Source organism: Allobosea sp. ASV33 (genome assembly GCF_016428755.1).
Lineage (GTDB): Bacteria > Pseudomonadota > Alphaproteobacteria > Rhizobiales > Beijerinckiaceae > Allobosea.
Genome location: NZ_JAELTI010000009.1, coordinates 1 through 16,450, shown reverse-complemented (window position 1 = coordinate 16,450; position 16,450 = coordinate 1). Strand labels below are relative to the sequence as shown.

Annotated in this window: 16 protein-coding genes; 11 read left to right on the top strand and 5 right to left on the bottom strand. The window is 66.6% G+C overall.

The features are described from left to right. Window positions 1-21: 21 nt before the first annotated feature. The 3 genes from JHD80_RS04655 to JHD80_RS04645 all read right to left on the bottom strand — a co-directional run bounded on the left by JHD80_RS04655 (window position 22) and on the right by JHD80_RS04645 (window position 2,918). A complete protein-coding gene (locus JHD80_RS04655; protein WP_199085213.1) occupies window positions 22-951 on the bottom strand; it encodes an acetamidase/formamidase family protein in 930 nt (309 codons plus the stop codon). Between the two features lie 288 nt (window positions 952-1,239). Continuing rightward, entirely contained in the window at window positions 1,240-2,127 is an 888-nt protein-coding gene (locus JHD80_RS04650; protein ID WP_199085212.1) for a MurR/RpiR family transcriptional regulator, read from the bottom strand. Window positions 2,128-2,159: 32 nt separating this feature from the next. Then, complete coding sequence (locus JHD80_RS04645; RefSeq protein ID WP_199085211.1) at window positions 2,160-2,918, bottom strand: HAD hydrolase-like protein; 759 nt, start codon at window positions 2,916-2,918, stop codon at window positions 2,160-2,162. Window positions 2,919-3,089: 171 nt separating this feature from the next. Between JHD80_RS04645 and JHD80_RS04640 the strand changes: the two genes are divergently transcribed. From JHD80_RS04640 to lhpH, 5 genes are all read left to right on the top strand, one after another. Next, a complete protein-coding gene (locus tag JHD80_RS04640; RefSeq protein WP_199085210.1) occupies window positions 3,090-4,013 on the top strand; it encodes an ABC transporter permease in 924 nt (307 codons plus the stop codon). A gap of 6 nt (window positions 4,014-4,019) precedes the next feature. After that, window positions 4,020-4,922 carry an ABC transporter permease gene (locus JHD80_RS04635; RefSeq protein WP_199085209.1) on the top strand — a complete coding sequence of 301 codons (903 nt, stop codon included), beginning with the start codon at window positions 4,020-4,022 and terminating at the stop codon, window positions 4,920-4,922. 49 nt (window positions 4,923-4,971) lie between these two features. Beyond that, the gene (locus JHD80_RS04630; RefSeq protein WP_199085208.1) at window positions 4,972-6,537 is read left to right on the top strand and encodes an ABC transporter substrate-binding protein; all 1,566 of its coding nucleotides are present in this window, start codon (window positions 4,972-4,974) and stop codon (window positions 6,535-6,537) included. Window positions 6,538-6,604: 67 nt separating this feature from the next. Then, window positions 6,605-7,504 (top strand): metallophosphoesterase family protein, encoded by a 900-nt coding sequence (locus tag JHD80_RS04625; RefSeq protein WP_199085207.1) that lies wholly within the window; start codon window positions 6,605-6,607, stop codon window positions 7,502-7,504. Window positions 7,505-7,626: 122 nt separating this feature from the next. Further along, entirely contained in the window at window positions 7,627-8,634 is a 1,008-nt protein-coding gene (gene lhpH / locus JHD80_RS04620) for a trans-3-hydroxy-L-proline dehydratase (RefSeq protein ID WP_199085206.1), read from the top strand. A gap of 27 nt (window positions 8,635-8,661) precedes the next feature. Here the strand turns inward: lhpH and JHD80_RS04615 are convergent, their stop codons facing one another. Then, window positions 8,662-9,216: a LuxR C-terminal-related transcriptional regulator gene (locus JHD80_RS04615; protein WP_199085205.1), complete on the bottom strand. Its 555-nt coding sequence runs from the start codon at window positions 9,214-9,216 to the stop codon at window positions 8,662-8,664. A 95-nt stretch (window positions 9,217-9,311) separates the two neighbouring features. Between JHD80_RS04615 and JHD80_RS04610 the strand changes: the two genes are divergently transcribed. Together JHD80_RS04610 and JHD80_RS04605 are read left to right on the top strand one after the other, a co-directional pair. Beyond that, complete coding sequence (locus JHD80_RS04610) at window positions 9,312-10,034, top strand: haloacid dehalogenase type II (protein WP_199085204.1); 723 nt, start codon at window positions 9,312-9,314, stop codon at window positions 10,032-10,034. A 38-nt stretch (window positions 10,035-10,072) separates the two neighbouring features. Then, window positions 10,073-10,249: a hypothetical protein gene (locus JHD80_RS04605; protein WP_199085203.1), complete on the top strand. Its 177-nt coding sequence runs from the start codon at window positions 10,073-10,075 to the stop codon at window positions 10,247-10,249. Window positions 10,250-10,278: 29 nt separating this feature from the next. Here the strand turns inward: JHD80_RS04605 and JHD80_RS04600 are convergent, their stop codons facing one another. Next, complete coding sequence (locus JHD80_RS04600) at window positions 10,279-10,896, bottom strand: ParB-like protein (protein ID WP_199085202.1); 618 nt, start codon at window positions 10,894-10,896, stop codon at window positions 10,279-10,281. Between the two features lie 132 nt (window positions 10,897-11,028). Here JHD80_RS04600 and JHD80_RS04595 point away from each other — a divergent pair, with 132 nt between their 5' ends. The 4 genes from JHD80_RS04595 to JHD80_RS04580 all read left to right on the top strand — a co-directional run. After that, on the top strand, window positions 11,029-12,756 hold the full coding sequence (locus JHD80_RS04595) for a SulP family inorganic anion transporter (protein WP_199085201.1): 1,728 nt from the start codon (window positions 11,029-11,031) through the stop codon (window positions 12,754-12,756). 152 nt (window positions 12,757-12,908) lie between these two features. Continuing rightward, window positions 12,909-14,579, top strand: coding sequence for a peptide ABC transporter substrate-binding protein (locus JHD80_RS04590; protein ID WP_199085200.1), 1,671 nt, complete (start codon window positions 12,909-12,911; stop codon window positions 14,577-14,579). A gap of 108 nt (window positions 14,580-14,687) precedes the next feature. After that, window positions 14,688-15,641 carry an ABC transporter permease gene (locus tag JHD80_RS04585; RefSeq protein WP_199085199.1) on the top strand — a complete coding sequence of 318 codons (954 nt, stop codon included), beginning with the start codon at window positions 14,688-14,690 and terminating at the stop codon, window positions 15,639-15,641. Next, the coding region (locus JHD80_RS04580; RefSeq protein ID WP_199085198.1) for an ABC transporter permease at window positions 15,638-16,450 on the top strand (813 nt) is incomplete at its 3' end. The genes JHD80_RS04585 and JHD80_RS04580, both read left to right, overlap by 4 nt.

Sequence of the window (16,450 nt, the reverse complement as noted above, 5' to 3'; positions counted from 1 at the left end):
TTCGAAGGGGATGAAGGACGCTCAGCGACTGCTGAACGACATCGCGCGCGTCAGTTTGGTCTTCTCCAGCCGGGCGGCGACGCAATAGGCGGGGTTGAAGACATTGGCGATGTCGTAGCGCACCGCCTGCCCGAGCAGATGGCTCGCCTCGACGGAATCGACTCCGAGGGCCTCGCCGACCCAGCGCAGCAGTTCCGTCGTCGCGAATTGCAGGGGCTGGTCGAGCGGGCGCCCACTCGCGATCACCAGCAGGTCGGTCTCGGTCTCGCAGCGTGGCCAGTGCAGGTTCTGTTTCTTGACGAGCTTCACCGAGAATTCGACCTCGAACGAGGTCTCGACGCCGGTGCCGGCGATCTCGCCATCGCCCTGGCAGGCATGACCGTCGCCGAGGAAGAACAGCGCGCCATCGACGAAGACCGGGAAGGCGATCGTCGCGCCCGGCCCGAACAGCCGGTAATCCATGTTGCCGCCATTGGCGCCGCTGGTCGCGGTCGAGATCGCCTGGCCGCGTTCCGGGGCGACGCCGAAGCAGCCGAGCATCGGCGCCAGCTGAAAGCTCCAGTCCTTTATGCGGGCGGAGGGCTCCAGCAGCTTCACCGTGCCGGCTTCCGCGTCGATCGCCCATTCGTAGCGCTCGCGCTTCGGCAGTTCGTGCAGCATGCCGGGGTCGAGCACGCCCGGCGCCAGCGGCGAATAGGTCCAGCCGGTCTTCCTGTTCGGCGTCATCCGTTCGATGGTGACGAGCAGGGCGTCGCCGGGTTCGGCGCCGGTCACGAAGAAAGGGCCGGTCATCGGGTTGCCGCGCGGGGCGTGCTGCGCGCCGTCGCCGCCGAAGCCCGCCGCATCGAGCGTGGTGGTGACGACGCTCTCGCCGCTGGCGATCTCCAGCACCGGCGGCAGGGTGGCGAGCACGTTCGAATAATGGGTCGGAACGAAGTTGTGGCGCGCCATGTAAAGCCTTCCTGAGCCGGGTCTCGTCGATCTGTGACGACGACCGTAGGAGCAAGCCTCGGGCTTGAGAAGGACTCGCAGGCGAGGGGGCGCCCTGCATGCCGGACGGCTGGAGGCTGTCCGCCTGCAGGCAAGATGCGCTACCATCGCGCAATTGAGATGCGCCGGGCGGATCGACCTTGAACAGCCGTCAGATCGAAGTCTTTGCCGCCGTCATGAAAGCCGGAACCGTCTAGCGCGGCCGAAATCCTGGGCGTCACGCAGCCCGGCTCGAGCCGGCTGATCACGCTAGAATCGCTTGGTCGATAGAACGTCGAAGGTCCGGCCGATCGTCGCCACCGCCTTGTCGTAATCGGCCAATGACAGGCAGGCGATCAGGGCGTCGATGACGGCGAGCTGAGCGATGCGGCTCGTCATCGCCTCGGTGCGGAACTGGGTCTCGCGTGCCATGGTGTTGAGCACGATATCGGCATGGGCGAGCAGGGGCGACTTGCCGAAATTCGTGATGCAGATCGTGGTTGCGCCCGCTTCCTGTGCGAGCCGCGTCGCGGTGACCGTCTCGTGCGTCGAGCCCGAATGCGAGATCGTGATGGTCGCGACATCCGGCCCGGTCAGCGAGGCGCTGATTGCCTGGACATGCGAGTCGACCACGACCTTGGATTCGACGCCGATGCGCAAGAGCCGGTAATTCGCGTCCTCCGCGATCGGGGCGGCGCTGCCGATGCCGTAGAGCTCGACGCGCCGCGCCCCCCGAATCGCGGCGACCGCGCGCTCCATCGCGCCCTTGTCGAGCACCTTCATCGTGTCGTGCAGGGCCTGCAGATCGCTGCGGAAGATCTTCTCGATCACCGTCCCCGTGTCGTCGGCACGGGCGAGATCCTCGTGGATGAACTGCACCGGCTGCACAAGGTCGCGGGCCAATGCGATCTTGACCTGCTGGAAACCGCGTGCGCCGAGCTGGCGGCACAGCGAGATCACGCTGCCCTCGCTCGCTTCCGCCCGCTCGGCCACTTCCGTCACCGACATATGCACGACCTCCGCCGCATGGCTGAGGAAGACGTCCGCAATGCGTGCGGCGGCTGGTGGCAGCGTCGCGCGCAGCGCCGTCAGGCGCTCGATCACGCCGTCGAAACCGTCATGTCCGCCATTGCGCGCGGGCTCGGGGCTCTCGGGCATCGCACCGGCATCCGGCTTGTGTCGCGACGAGGTCATGCGGGCAAGGCCATCACGCTCGTCTCGTGCCGGCAAGCCGTTTCGCCCTGGATTTGCGGGAAAGCGCCATCGGCGATCTCGACATAGCGCAGGCCGAAGCGGCGCGCGCCTTCGCCATCGGTCCGGGGATTGTCGCCGAGCATCGCGACGACCCGCTTGGGCAGATCGAGCAGGGCGAGGCCGGCGGCGAACAGCGTCGGCTCCGGCTTCCCGACGAGACGGTAAGCGACAGGGCCGGTGCAGGCGAGCAGCGCCGCGAGCAGCGCGCCGGTTTCCGGCACGACGGTGCCGTTTGGGCCGGGATGGACGAGATCGGGGTTGGCGACGACGAGCTCCGCGCCCGCACGCACGGCATTGGCTGCCAACGCGAGCCTCGCATGGCTGAACTGCCGGTCGCGGCCGAGGAAGACGATGTCGGGCCGGGTCTGGACGGGCCGAAGCCCCCGCGCGCGGGCATGGCGCGCCAGGCTCCTGCCCGCCAGCATGAGCACGCGCGCGCCCGGACGGCGCCGGGCGGTCTCGTCGAGCGCGAAGGCTCCCGCCAGCACGATGCGATCAGCGGGAATCTCGAGCCCGATGCGCCGCAGATCATCAGCCAGTTCCGCCGGGGTATGTTCGGCATCGTTGGAGACGACGACGAAGCGGCCGCCGCAGGCCTCCAGAAAGGCCGGGGCGCCAGGCATCGCCCGGCCGCCGCACACCAATGTGCCGTCGAGATCGATCAGCCAGCCACGAATATCGTCCGCTGCGTGCACCGCAAACTCCGCGTCGAAGTGCGGCAGGCATGAACTGAGATTGTCTCAGTGTCAAATAGGTTATTTCCTGAGTTAAATTCATAAACCTGTCATGGAAGGCTGCCAGAAGGCTCCGGCATCGGCCGCTTGCGATAGCCGGCCATATCCCCGCAGCTCGTTCCGGAGGACGCCATGCTTTCGTTCCTCGGCAGTCGTCTCCTGCGCATGTCGATCACCCTCTGGGCGATCGTCACCGCTGTCTTCCTGGCGACGCGGCTGACCGGCAATCCGATCGACTTCCTGATGCCGGAAGGGCTCGACGCCGCCTCCCGCGCCGAGATGATCGCCTATTGGGGCCTCGACCGGCCTATCGCGGAGCAATACCTGCTGTTCTGGAAGTCGCTGCTCTCGGGCGATTTCGGCCTCGGGCTGATGGAGCGGCGGCCGGTCGCGGTGATCTTCGGCGAGCGGCTCTGGCAGAGCGCCTCGCTCCTCATCGCGACCCTGGCTCTCACCGTCGCGGTCGGCGTGCCGCTCGGCATCCTCGCCGCGCTCTGGCGTGGGCAGCCGCGCGGGCAGGGCGTGCTCTTCGTCGCCTTCCTCGGCTATGCCGTGCCGAATTTCGTCCTCGCCATCCTGCTGCTGCTCGTCTTCTCCTACACGCTGCACTGGCTGCCGAGCGCCGGCTCCGCCACCTTGCTGCATTACGCGATGCCGACCGTGGCGCTCGCCGCCTATTTCGTCGCGGCGCTGACCCGCTACACGCGCAACGCCATGCTCGACGTCCTCTCCGAGGACTATATGCGCACGGCCCGCGCCAAGGGTCTCTCCGAGGGCGCCATCATCCTGCGGCACGGGCTGCGCAACGCGCTGATCCCGGTGATCACCGTGCTCGGCCTGCAAATCACCACGCTCGTCTCGGGCGCTGTCGTGGTCGAGACCGTCTTTGCCTGGAACGGGGTCGGAGATCTGCTCGTCGGTGCGACGCTGCGGCGCGACTATCCGGTCCTGCAATTCGGCGTCCTGATCGTCGCCGGGGCGGTCATCCTCGTCAATTTCGCGATCGACCTCGCCTATGCGGCGTCGGATCCGCGCGTGCGCCTCGTCGGAGCCTGACCCGTCATGACCGAGATCGCAGACGCCAAGCTGATGCTGCCGCCACGCCGGTTGCCGCGCCTGAAGCTTCCCGCGCTGGGTGGAGCCGGCGTGCTGGTGACCGCAGCCGCTCTGCTCGGCCTTGTGCTGCTCGCGCTAGCCATCCTCGCGCCGCTGGTCTCGCCCTTCGAGCCCGACCAGCAGCGGCTGCTGGCGCGCCTCAAGCCGCCGGTCGGTTTTGCCAGCGCCAACCCGTTGCACTGGCTCGGCACCGACCAACTCGGCCGCGATCTGCTCTCGCGCTGCCTCCATGGCCTGCGGCTGACGCTGGCGCTCGCGCTGTTCGGTACCTTGCTTGGCCTGGCGCTGGGCGCGGCGCTCGGGCTCGCGGCGGGGCTGCTGCGCGGCTGGGCCGATGCGCTGATCATGGGCCTGGTCGACATCATGATGTCGCTGCCCTTCACGCTCGTCGCGCTCTTCGTCGTGGCGTTGGCCGGCACCGATGTCGCGGTGCTGATCTGCGTGCTCGGCATCGCCTACTGGGCGCATTTCGCTAGGCTGATCCGGGCCCAGGTGCTCAGCCTTCGCGAGATGCCCTTCGTCGAGGCGGCCCGCGCCGCCGGGGCCGGCCCCTGGCGCATCGCCACCGTCCATATGATCCCGAACCTGATCTCGCCGGTCGTGGTCATGGCGAGCCTCAACTTCTCGAACCTGATCCTGCTGGAATCGGCGCTCTCCTTCCTCGGCCTCGGCGTGCAGCCGCCGACGGCGACGCTGGGTTCCATGGTCGGGCAAGGGCGCGACTACATGGCCTCCGCGCCCTGGATCGTCGCGGTTCCCGCCCTCTTCATCGTGCTCGTCAGCCTCGTCGCCATGCTGCTCGGCGATGCGCTGCGAGACCGTCTCGACCCGCGCCTGCGCGGACGCTGACCGCCACGCCCAAGCCTCATCCCGCTCACCCAACAAGGGACTGAAATCCATGCGCAAGATAGTGAAGACCCTGGCGTTCGCCGCGTTGTCGGCCACCGCCCTCATCGGCGTCGCCCAGGCGCAGGAATTGAAGGTCGGCGTCCAGAACATGGCGCCCTGGCTCGATCCCGGCCGCGACTTCTCGAATGTCGGCTCGCAATTCTACTTCAACGCCTTCGACCCGCTGATCGGCAAGGACGCGACCAAGGCCGAAAGCGTCTGGCAGCCGGGCATCGCCACGAGCTGGAAGCAGGTCTCGCCGACCGTGTTCGAATTGAAGATCCGCCAGGGCGTGACCTTCCATAACGGCGACCCGATGACGGTCGAGGACGTCGTCTTCTCCTTCGACCGCATCATCAACTCGACCTTCGCGCCCTACACTGTCCGCAAGCGCGACACGCTGCCGAACATGGCCAAGGTCGAGGCCGTCGACGCCGAGACCGTGCGCATCACTGCGACCCGGCCGGAGCCGCTCTTCGAGACGCTGCTCAACGTGCAGCAGGGCATGATCGTGCCGAAGAAATACGTGATGGGCCTGACCGGCGATCCCAACGTCGCCGAAGCCTCCGATTTCGAGGCTTTCGCGCTGAAGCCGGTCGGCACAGGGCCCTACAAGATCACCGAGTTCGTGCCGAACCAGCGCCTGGTCTACGAGCGCTATGACGGCTTCTGGGGCGAGAAGGCTCCCTTCCAGAAGGTCACGGTGACCCGCATTCCCGAGCTGTCCGGTCGCCTGACGGCGCTGAAGAACGCCGAGGTCGATCTGATCACCAACGTTCCCCCGGATCAGCTCGAGCCGATCGCCGCCGATCCGAAGCTCAAGGTCGAGGGCATGCAGACGCCGCTCTTCCACGTCGTCATCTTCAACACCCAGAATCCGAAGATGGCCAATCCGAAGCTGCGCCAAGCGCTGTCCTACGCCATCGACCGCAAGACGCTGAACGACGCGCTCTGGTTCGGCAAGGCGAAGGTGCCGACCTCGCATACATTCCCGCAGTTCGGCCCGCTCTATATGCCGGAGCTCAACACCTTCGAATACGATCCGGCCAAGGCCAAGGCGTTGCTCAAGGAAGCCGGCTATGACGGCTCGCCCATCCGCTACGACATCCAGGCGGCCTATTACACCAACGGCCTCCTCGCCGCGCAGGCGATCCAGGAGATGTGGGCCGCTGTCGGCGTCAAGATGCAGCTCAACGTCACCGAGCAATGGACCGGCTCCGACCCGACCATGATGGCCCGCGGCTGGTCGAACCCGATGTATTTCCCCGATCCCGCCGGCGCCTTCGGCATCATGTGGGCGCCGACCGGCAACTCGGCCTCGGAAGGCCGCTTCAAGGCCGACGACGCTTATGTCGCGCTCTGGGACAAGTTTCGCTTCTCGACAGACCTCGCCGAGCGCAAGCAGGCCTATGCAGCGCTGATGCAGGCGATCAAGAACGACCCGCCGGTCCTGCCGCTTTACCAGCCCTACGAGTCCTACGGCATGAAGCGCTCGCTCGCCTGGCGGCCGCTGCAGGGGCACATCCCCTATGTGCTCGATTTCCGCGCCGGCCGCGTGACGCTGGCTGCGCGCTGAGGTGCTCGCGGGAGCCGGCTTGCCGGCTCCCGCACCCGATGTCCACCCCTTCTCGACGAGCCCCGCCATGACCCGTTCGCTCCGCCTCGCCTTCGTCGCCGACATCCATCACGGCGCGAACAGCTTCACCAAGATCGGCACCGCGGCCCTGCCGCTGATGGACGAGTTCCGCCGCTTCGTCGCCGACGCCCGGCCCGATGCGGTGATCGACCTTGGAGATCGTATTTCCGATATCGACCATGACACCGATCTCAGGCTGGAGCGGGAGGTGGCGGAAGCCTTCGCGCCGATCGCCGTGCCGCGCTTCCACATCTGCGGCAACCATGATCGCGACCATCTCAGCGTCGCCGAGAACGAGGAGATCCTCGGCCAGGCGCTCGGGCATCGCACGGTCGATCTCGGCGACTGGCGCCTTGTGCTCTGGGCGGCCGATTCGCGCATCCATCGTCCGGGCGGTTTCGTCCTGCGCGAGGCTGACCTGATCTGGCTCGCCGCGACCGTCGAGGCCGCCGACCGGCCGCTCGTGGTGATGAGCCATGTCCCGGTCTCCGGCCACGGCCAGATCGGCAATTACTATTTCGAGCGCAATCCGGCCTCCTCGACCTATCCCGGCGCCGAGCGCGTCCGGGCCGTGCTCGCCCGGGCCAAGGTGCCGATGGTCTGCATCGCCGGCCATGTCCACTGGAACACGCTGACCACCGTCGACGCCATCCCCCATCTGACGCTGCAGTCTCTGACCGAGAGCTTCACCACGATGCCCGGGCCGGCCGGCGCCTTCGCCCTGCTCGAACTCGGCGAGACCATCGCCTGGACGGTGCATGGCCAGGACCCCTTCACCGCCCGCATCGACCCGGCCGGGACGCTCCGGCGCTGGATGACGCCGCTCCAGCCCTTCGACGAGCATCCCGAATTGCGGCAGAAGCGCCTTCTCTCTACGCTCCAGATGAATGCGGCGGCCTTGGCCTGAAGCACTGTCTCAGGCGATCCCGTCTTGCCCGCGGCCGGGACGAACGCGATGATCCCGGCGCAAACCTGCGCCGGGGCTGCCCCTCGGCGCGGCAACGAGCTGACAGGGCGCCAGAGAGAACGATGCAAGCCGACCGCGTGATTCAGACCGTCGAAGCCCATACCGGCGGCGAGCCCTTCCGGATCGTGACCAGCGGGCTGCCGCGCTTGCCCGGCCGGACGATCGTCCAGCGGCGCGACTGGGTGAAGGTCAATATCGACGAAATCCGGCAGGCGCTGATCTTCGAGCCGCGCGGCCATGCCGACATGTATGCAGGCTACCTGACCGAGCCGGTTACGCCCGGCGCCGATTTCGGCGTCATCTTCGTCCATAACGAGGGCTATAGCGACCATTGCGGCCATGGCGTCATCGCGCTCGCGACCGCGGCCGTCGAATTGGGCTGGGTCGAGCGCACGGAGCCGGAGACCCGCGTCGGCATCGATGCGCCCTGTGGCTTCATCGAGGCCTTCGTCGCCTGGGACGGAAAGCGCGCCGCCAGCGTCCGCTTCGTCAACGTGCCCTCCTATCTCGTTCATCGCGATGTGAGTGTGGAAACGCCGAGCTTCGGCCGGGTCAACGGCGATATCGCCTTCGGCGGCGCCTTCTATTTCTATACCGACGGCCGCCCCTTCGGCTTATCGATCCGCCGGGAGAACGCCGAGGCGCTGATCCGCTTCGGGGCCGAGGTGAAGATCGCCGCCAACGCAGCCTTCCCGGTCATGCATCCGGAAATCCCGGAGCTGAACCATATCTACGGCACGATCATCGACGGCGATCCGCTCGCTCCCGACGCGACGCAGGCCAATTGCTGCATCTTCGCCGACCGGCAACTGGACCGCTCCCCGACCGGCTCCGGCACGGCCGGACGTACGGCGCTCCTCCATGCCAAGGGGCTGCTGAAGCCCGGCCAGATCCTGGTCAACGAATCCATCGTCGGCTCGATCATGACCGGGCGCGTCCTGCAGGAGACCAAGCTCGGAGACATCGACGCGGTCATCCCCGAGGTTTCCGGCAGCGCGCATCTCTGCGGCCAGGCGACCTGGTTCATCGATCGCGATGATCCGCTGCGGCACGGCTTCCTGCTGCGGTAGGGGGCTCGACAGGGCCGGCGCTGGCTATCAGTCGCTCAGCAGCAGCTCGACCAGTCGCGCGGTGCTGCCGACATTGTATTTCCGCAGAAGCCGGGCGCGATAGATATCGACGGTGCGCGGGCTGATGCCCAGCATCTTCGCGACCTCCTTGCCCGTCTTGCCCTCGATCAGGAGCGCGGCGACGTCGCGCTCGCGAGCGGTCAGCGAAGACCTCAGCGATTGTCCGGCGGGCTTGGTCCGCGCCAATTCCGAGAACACCCAGAGCGCGTGGGCATGCGCGTCGTCCGGCGTATGGGTGAAGCCGCTGACCCTGACCCAGAACAGGCTGCCGTCGAGGCGCCGCATCACGCGATCGTCCGTATAGCTCGGCGCGCCGGACAGGCGCGCTCCGACCCGCTTCCCGGTTTCCTCGAAATCGGATTGTGTCGGGTAGAGCCGTTCGAAGGTCTGTCCGACCAGCTCGTCCATCGATCCGCGAAACATCCGCGCGAATTCATGGTTGCAGGCCTGGATGATGCGATTGCCGCCGACGGCGAGCCCGACCGGGGCATTCTCGAAGGCCTGCCGAAAATCCACCTCCATCGGCGCTTCTCTCCCGGCCGGATACTTAAGTGTCCGATACGTATAGGATTAAGCGTTTAGGTCGCCTAGCCTGTCCCGAAGACAGGACGAGGCCGATGAAACTGACGGACTTCAAGGCGCTGACCTTCGATTGCTACGGCACGCTGATCGATTGGGAAACCGGCATGTTCGAGGGGCTGAAGCCCCTCATCGGCCGTCTCGCCACCCCGCCGACCCGCGACCAGGTTCTGGAAGCCCATGCGCGCCATGAATCCGCGCAGCAATTACAGACGCCGGCCCGAATCTATCGAGAGCTCCTGCCGATCGTCTACAAGCGCCTCGCCGAGGAATGGGGCTTGCCGGTGTCCTGGGAGGAGTGCCTGGCCTACGGGCAATCGATCAAGAACTGGCCGGCCTTCCCCGACTCGGCGGAGGCACTTCAGTATCTCAAGCGCCACTATAAGCTGGTGATCCTGTCGAATGTCGACAATGAAAGCTTCGCCGCAAGCCAAGCGAAGCTCGGGGTCGCCTTCGACGCGATCTACACCGCCGAGGATATTGGTTCCTACAAGCCGTCGGAGCGCAATTTCGACTATATGCTCCGCAACCTGGCGACGCTCGGCATCCAAAAGGGCGAGATCCTGCACACGGCGGAGAGCATGTTCCACGACCATGCCCCGGCGAACCGGCATGGCCTGGCATCCTGCTGGATCTATCGCCGCTACGACCAGGACGGCTTCGGCGCGACGATGCATCCGGGCGACATGCCGACATACGATTTCCGCTTCAACAGCATGGCCGATCTCGCCAAGGCGCATCAGGAGGCGCTGCGCGGCTGACCTCGCCGGAGAGGGGCGCCGGCAGCTACAGCGCGGCGATGAAGGAATCCGGCCTCACCTGGAACGAGGCGACGTTCGCCGAGTGCATCCAGAACCCGCGTGCCAAGGTGGTGGGCACCAGGATGATCTATGCCGGGCTCAAGGACGAGAAGCGCATCGCCGACCTCCTGGCCTATCTCAAGCAGTTCGACGCCGCCGGCAAAAAAGCCGATTAACCCGGAGCTACGACCCGTCAGAGTCTGGCTCAGGCATCGACCGGTCCGCACCAGCCGGGGAGGTAGCTGGCATCCCGGCCGCGCGCGAGCTTCAGCGCTTTCCCGATGGCTTTGTCGAAATCGGCATCGACCTGCCGGCGGGGGAGGTTCCTCCGGAGGAAATCCGCCCAAAGGAACTCGGAATAGGGTGTCGTGTCCTTGGCGAAGCCGCCGCAGCGGCGCAATTCCCCCGCCAGCGAGCGATAGGGGTCGTCGACCATCTCGCCGATCTTCCGGGGGAGCGCATCGGTGCCGCAGCGCCGTCCCTTGGCATCGTACGGATGCACCCAGTTCCGGTGCTCGCAGACCGTCCAGAAGGCCGGTTGCGTCAACCACGAGATATCGGCGATCACGTTGACGAGAACTTTGCTTTGGCCCTCGTCGTGCAGCGCACGGACCAGATGATGGTGGTCGATGACGTAGAGCCGGTCCTTCGGCCCCTTGATCACCGGGATCATGTGCCGGCCCAGGAAATCCTCGGCCTCGCCGCCGTCCCGCTCGCGCCAGATCCGGCGCTTGTCCTCGACCTCCCTGAGGCCGACGGTCATCTGGGTCGGGCGTAGCTCCGTGATCCGCACGGGCTGCAGGATGGGTTCCCGAAGTGTCATGACGTTCACCCGCTCGTTCGAAAAACCATGATGCGCATCGCTTTTGCCGGTCGCGAACGCGCCGGCGCGAAGACTTGCAAGCTGCTATAGTTGCTACCATTCTGGCTACGCATGCAACGCGGTGGACCGGTCATGTCGAATGATGGACCTCTGGCCGGTCCGGCCCGCCCTTCGGCAAGCCTGTCGCGTCCTGCGGGCCTGGGGCGCAGTCTGCTTGCGGGCCTGACGCTGGCGGCGATCACCATTCCCGAGCAGATGGCGACGGCGCGCCTCGGCGGCTTTCCGGTTCAGGTCGGCTTGTTCGCCTTCGTCGCGGCGACGCTCGGTTTCCTGTTGCTGGGCGCTAGCCGGGTTCTCACCGTCGGTGCCGACTCGACGATCACCCCGATCTTCGCCGGCACGCTGGCCACGCTGGCCGTCGGCGGTACAGTCGCTCCGGCCGCGGCGCCGACCCTGGCGATCCTGGTCGGCGCGCTGCTGCTGCTCGCGGGAATCCTGCGCTTCGGCTGGATCGCCGATTTCCTGTCGACGCCGGTCGTGGCGGGATTCCTGGCCGGCATCGCCGCCCATATCGTCGTGTCGCAGTTGCCCGGCCTGCTCGGGCTCCATGTGCAGGCGAGCAGCCTTGTTCCGCGGCTGGCGGAAATCTGGGCGCAGCGCGCAGCGAGCCATCCTGTCTCGGCCCTGCTCGGGCTCGGTGTGCTCGGCATCATCCTTCTCTGCGAAAAGACGGCGGCGGCGCTGCCCGGCGCCCTGATCGCCTTCGTGCTGGCGACGGCCGCCGTCATGGCCTTCGACCTGGAGAGCCACGGCGTCGCGGTGCTCGGTTCATTGCCGAAGGGCCTGCCGCCCTGGCCCGGCTTCGCCCTGTCCTGGACCGATTTCCGGGCGCTGCTGCCACTCGCCCTGATCATCGCGCTCGTCGTGATGATGCAGACGGCGACCGTCAGCCGCTCCTTCCGCGACCCCGACGGCCGCGCGAGCGATGTCGGGCGCGATTATCTCGGGCTGGCGGGCGCCAACCTGCTCGCCGGCCTCGCCGGCGCCTTCCCGGTCAATGCCAGTCCGCCGCGCACGGCCATCGTCGTCGAAAGCAGCGGCCGCAACCCCGTGGTCGGGCTTGTCGCCGCGGGTCTCGTCCTGGGTCTCGCGCTGTTCGGCACCGATCTCCTGGCCGACGTGCCGGAGGCGGCCTTTGCCGGGGTCCTCTTCTTCGTCGCCGGTCGCATCCTGAGGATCGGCCTGATCGTCCAGATCGCCCGCCAGAGCCGGCCGGAATTCGCGCTGGTCCTGCTGACCGCCCTGGCCGTCGCCCTGCTGCCGATCGAGAGCGGCGTCGCCATCGGCATCGGTCTGTCCTTGCTGCACGGCATCTGGATGACGACCCGCAGCCATCTCGTCGAGTTGGGCCGCATCCCCGGCACGACGGTGTGGTGGCCGCCGGAACAGGGCAAGCCCCCGGCGACGCTTCCGGGCATTCTCGTCGCCGGCTTCCCGGCGCCGCTGCTGTTCGCGAACGCGCTGGGCTTCCAGCAGGAATTGCTCGACCGGTTGGCGCAGCGGAAGCCGAAGCTGCTCGTCCTGGAGGGCAGCGGCATCGCCGCCATCGACTATACGGCGGCGCAGGCGCTCCTGGCCGTCGCCGAGGCCTGCGACGCGCAAGGGACGGTTTTCGCGATCGCGCGCGTGGAATCGGTGCGGGCCCGCGCCGCGCTCGATCGTTTCGGCATCGTCAGCGCGATCGGGGAGGATCGGATCTTCCACAGCGTCGACCAGGCCGTGACACGATGGGGAGGCGAGGCCGCGGCGGGGGTGGCGCCTGTTGGTGACGCGGTTGGACTGTCGCTGCCCTCCACATAGCACATGGCCGGCGGTGGTTGATCACCGATTGCGTCGGGGGAAGCGATGGCAATAGTCTCGCGTCAGCAGCCGGTCTCGCAAAGCCGGCAGACGAGGTCCAGCGTCGCGCTCGGCGGCGCGGTGAAGCCTCGCATGACGCCGGAGGTGATTGTATGACTTTCAGGACGACACTGGCCGCACTGGGCATCGCGGGTTTGATGATGGCCGCTGCGCCGGCCCAGGCGGCCAAGGATCAACTGACCATCGGCGTCGCGCAATTCCCCTCGACGCTCCACCCCAACATCGATGCCGAAGTGATCAAGTCCTATACGCTGGGCTTCGTCATCCGGAACATCACGGCCTTCGACAAGGACTGGAAGAACACCTGCCTGAGCTGCACCGAGCTTCCCAGCGTGAAGAACGGCACGGCCAAGATCATCGACCTGCCCAATGGCGGCAAGGGCATGGAGGTCACGATCAAGCTCAAGCCGGACCTGAAATGGGCCGACGGCAAGCCGGTCACGACCAAGGATCTGGAGTTCACCTGGCGCCTCGGGCGCGATCCGAAGACCGGTTTCTCCAATTCCCAGCCCTGGACGCGGGCCGTCAAGATCGACATCATCGACGCGACCACGGCGGTTCTGACGCTCGACAAGGTCCTGGCCTCCTATAACGAATGGGACCAGATCCTGCCGGAGCATATCGAGGGGCCGGTTTACGAGAAGGCCAAGGAAGCCGGCGACTACATTAAGCAGACGACCTATGCCCGCAACCCGACCACGCCCGGCCTGTATAACGGCCCCTATATGGTCACCGGTTACACCTCCGGATCGCAGGTCGTGCTCGAGCCCAATCCCTATTGGGCCGGCACCAAGCCCGGCTTCAAGCGCATCGTCCTCAAGCTGATCGAGAACACCGCGGCCCTGCAGGCCAATCTCCTGTCGGGCGATGTCGACATGATCGGCGGCGAGGGCGTCGGCCTGTCGATCGATCAGGTCCTGGAACTGCGCAAGCAGCATCCCGACCGCTTCGAGTACCTGTTCAAGCCGAGCCTGAACTACGAGCATATCGACCTGCAGAACGGCAACCCGCTGCTGAAGGATCTGCGGGTCCGGCAGGCCCTGATCTACGCGGCCGACCGCAAGACGCTGACCGACCGCCTGTTCCAGGGGTTGCAGCCGGTGGCCGATACCTGGGTCAATCCGCTCAGCGCCAACTTCACCAAGGACACGCTGCATTATCCCTTCGACCTGCCCAAGGCGAAGGCGCTTCTGGCCGAGGCCGGCTGGAAGCCCGGCCCCGACGGCATCTGCCGCGACGCCGCGGGCACGCGCCTGTCGCTGGAGTTCGCGACCACGGCGGGCAATCGCTTGCGCGAATTGCAGCAGGCCGTGCTGCAGAACAACTGGAAGGCCGCCTGCATCGAGGTGCGCATCAAGAACGAGCCGGCGCGCACCCTCTTCGGCGAGACCATGAAGAAGCGCAGCTATAGCGGGCTGGCGATGTACGCCTGGTCGAGCAGCGTGACGGAATCGCCGCGCCGGACGCTGGCCACCGACAACATCCCGACCGAAGCCAATGGCTGGGGCGGCGCCAACTACATCAACTTCTCCAACCCGCGCATGGACGAGCTCATCACCAAGGCCGAATCCGTGCTGGATCCGGACGAGGCCAAGGCGCTCTGGGCGGAGATGGAGCAGATCTACGCCAAGGAACTGCCCGTCATTCCCTTGTTCTTCCGCTCCGAGGCCCATGTCTATCCGAAATGGCTGAAGGGCTACGAGCCGACCGGACATGGCCATTACGGCTCGATGTTCAGCGAGAACTGGCGCGCTGCCGAGTGATCGGGGCGGTTGCGTGTCCCGGTTCGGCAGCCGCGGCAGCGCGGCGGTGACCGGCCGGAGCTCGAGGCGGCGGCGCGCGCAGGCGCGCCGCGACAGGGAGTTGGGTTGATGCTGTCCTTCATCACCCGCCGGCTGCTGCAGACCTTGGTGGTGCTGCTGGTGATGTCGTTCGTGATCTACGGGCTGATGGGGCTGATGCCCGGCGACCCCGTCGACATCATGGCGGCGAGCCAGCCCGGCATGACGCCCGAGGTGATGGCCAATCTCAGGGCGATCTATGGGCTCGATCAGCCGCTCATGGTTCGCTATGCGCGCTGGCTGATGGCGGTGCTGAGCGGCGATTTCGGCTTTTCGCGCACGCATGCGCGGCCCGTGCTGGAGGTTCTGACCCCGGCCCTGCTGCAGACCTGCAAGCTCATGCTGGCGAGCTTCACGTTCAGCGTGATCCTGTCGCTGGTCCTGGGCGTCTCCTCGGCGTTGAAGCCCGGCGGCTGGATCGACGGCTTCGTCAGCCTGTTCGCCTTCGCCGGGATCTCGGTGCCGATCTTCTGGCTCGCGCTCGTGCTGATCCTGACCTTCGCGGTCGGGCTGCAATGGCTGCCGGCGAGCGGCATGGGGCAGGTCGGCGATTTCGGCTTCTGGGATCAGGTGCGGCATCTCGCGCTGCCGGTCCTGGCGCTGACGCTGGCCAATACCGGCCAATTCACCCGCTACGTTCGCGCTGCGATGATCGAGACGCTGCAGATGGATTTCATCCGGACGGCGCGCGCGAAAGGGAGCGGCAGCCGGCGCGTCATCTTCGTCCACGCATTGCGCAACGCCATGGTGCCGTTCGTGACGATCATGGCCCTGAGCTTTGGCTCGCTGTTTTCCGGCGCGCTGGTCACCGAGACGATGTTCGCGCAGATGGGCATGGGCAAGATGATCTATGATTCCATCCTGTCCAACGACTTCAACCTCGCGCTGATCGGATTGCTGTTTGCGACGTTCACGACGCTGATGGCCAATCTTCTGGCCGATCTGGCCTATGTCGCCCTCGACCCGCGGATTCGACTGGAATGAGCAGTTTGGACGAGCCCGTGGCGCAAGGCGGGTACGGCAGGCCGGGTGCGGCCGATACGCAATCGATCTGGGCGCTGCGCTGGCGTCGCTTCCGCGGGCACCGCACCGGCGTCGCGAGCCTCGTCGTGCTCGCTCTGCTGGTCGTGTTCTGCCTGATGGCCGGGCCGCTGGAAGCCTGGCGCGGCATCGACGCGACGCAGACCGACCTGTTCAAGCGCTATTTGCCGATCTCGGCCGAGCATTGGCTGGGGACCGACGATGCCGGGCGGGACGTGCTGGCAAGGCTGATGTATGGCGGCCAGGTTTCGCTCCTGGTCGGGCTGCTGGCCACGGTCATCGGCGGCGTCTTCGGGGTCTCGCTCGGCCTGCTCGCCGGCTATTATGGCGGCCGTCTCGACAATGCCCTGATGCGGCTGACCGACGGCATGATCGCCCTGCCATTGCTGCCGCTGCTGATCGTGCTCGGCGCGGTCGATCTGACCAAGCTCGGTTTCTCCGCCGAGGCCGCCCATTCGCAATCGGTCGCCTTCTGGCGGATCATCCTGATCATCGCGCTGGTCGACTGGACCGCGATCGCCCGGATCGTCCGGGCCGCCACCCTCTCGGTCAAGGAGCGCGACTATGTCAGCGCGGCGCGCGGCAGCGGCGCTAACGCGCTCTACATCATGGCGCGGCACATCCTGCCCAACACCATCACGCCGATCATCGTCGCCTTCACCCTGACTGTCGGGCGCGTCATCTTGTTCGAGTCGGTGCTGAGCTTTCTCGGCTTCGGCATCGTGCCGCCGACGCCGAGCTGGGGCAACATG

What these genes read in the sequence shown, in the direction of transcription:
- JHD80_RS04600 (WP_199085202.1), bottom strand. Translation starts at nt 10,896, where the DNA reads ATGACACTTCGGGAACCCATCCTGCAGCCCGTGCGGATCACGGAGCTA.
- JHD80_RS04595 (WP_199085201.1), top strand. Translation starts at nt 11,029, where the DNA reads ATGTCGAATGATGGACCTCTGGCCGGTCCGGCCCGCCCTTCGGCAAGC.
- JHD80_RS04655 (WP_199085213.1), bottom strand. Translation starts at nt 951, where the DNA reads ATGGCGCGCCACAACTTCGTTCCGACCCATTATTCGAACGTGCTCGCC.
- JHD80_RS04605 (WP_199085203.1), top strand. Translation starts at nt 10,073, where the DNA reads ATGAAGGAATCCGGCCTCACCTGGAACGAGGCGACGTTCGCCGAGTGC.
- JHD80_RS04585 (WP_199085199.1), top strand. Translation starts at nt 14,688, where the DNA reads ATGCTGTCCTTCATCACCCGCCGGCTGCTGCAGACCTTGGTGGTGCTG.
- JHD80_RS04625 (WP_199085207.1), top strand. Translation starts at nt 6,605, where the DNA reads ATGACCCGTTCGCTCCGCCTCGCCTTCGTCGCCGACATCCATCACGGC.
- JHD80_RS04615 (WP_199085205.1), bottom strand. Translation starts at nt 9,216, where the DNA reads ATGGAGGTGGATTTTCGGCAGGCCTTCGAGAATGCCCCGGTCGGGCTC.
- JHD80_RS04590 (WP_199085200.1), top strand. Translation starts at nt 12,909, where the DNA reads ATGACTTTCAGGACGACACTGGCCGCACTGGGCATCGCGGGTTTGATG.
- lhpH (WP_199085206.1), top strand. Translation starts at nt 7,627, where the DNA reads ATGCAAGCCGACCGCGTGATTCAGACCGTCGAAGCCCATACCGGCGGC.
- JHD80_RS04640 (WP_199085210.1), top strand. Translation starts at nt 3,090, where the DNA reads ATGCTTTCGTTCCTCGGCAGTCGTCTCCTGCGCATGTCGATCACCCTC.
- JHD80_RS04610 (WP_199085204.1), top strand. Translation starts at nt 9,312, where the DNA reads ATGAAACTGACGGACTTCAAGGCGCTGACCTTCGATTGCTACGGCACG.
- JHD80_RS04650 (WP_199085212.1), bottom strand. Translation starts at nt 2,127, where the DNA reads ATGCCCGAGAGCCCCGAGCCCGCGCGCAATGGCGGACATGACGGTTTC.
- JHD80_RS04635 (WP_199085209.1), top strand. Translation starts at nt 4,020, where the DNA reads ATGACCGAGATCGCAGACGCCAAGCTGATGCTGCCGCCACGCCGGTTG.
- JHD80_RS04630 (WP_199085208.1), top strand. Translation starts at nt 4,972, where the DNA reads ATGCGCAAGATAGTGAAGACCCTGGCGTTCGCCGCGTTGTCGGCCACC.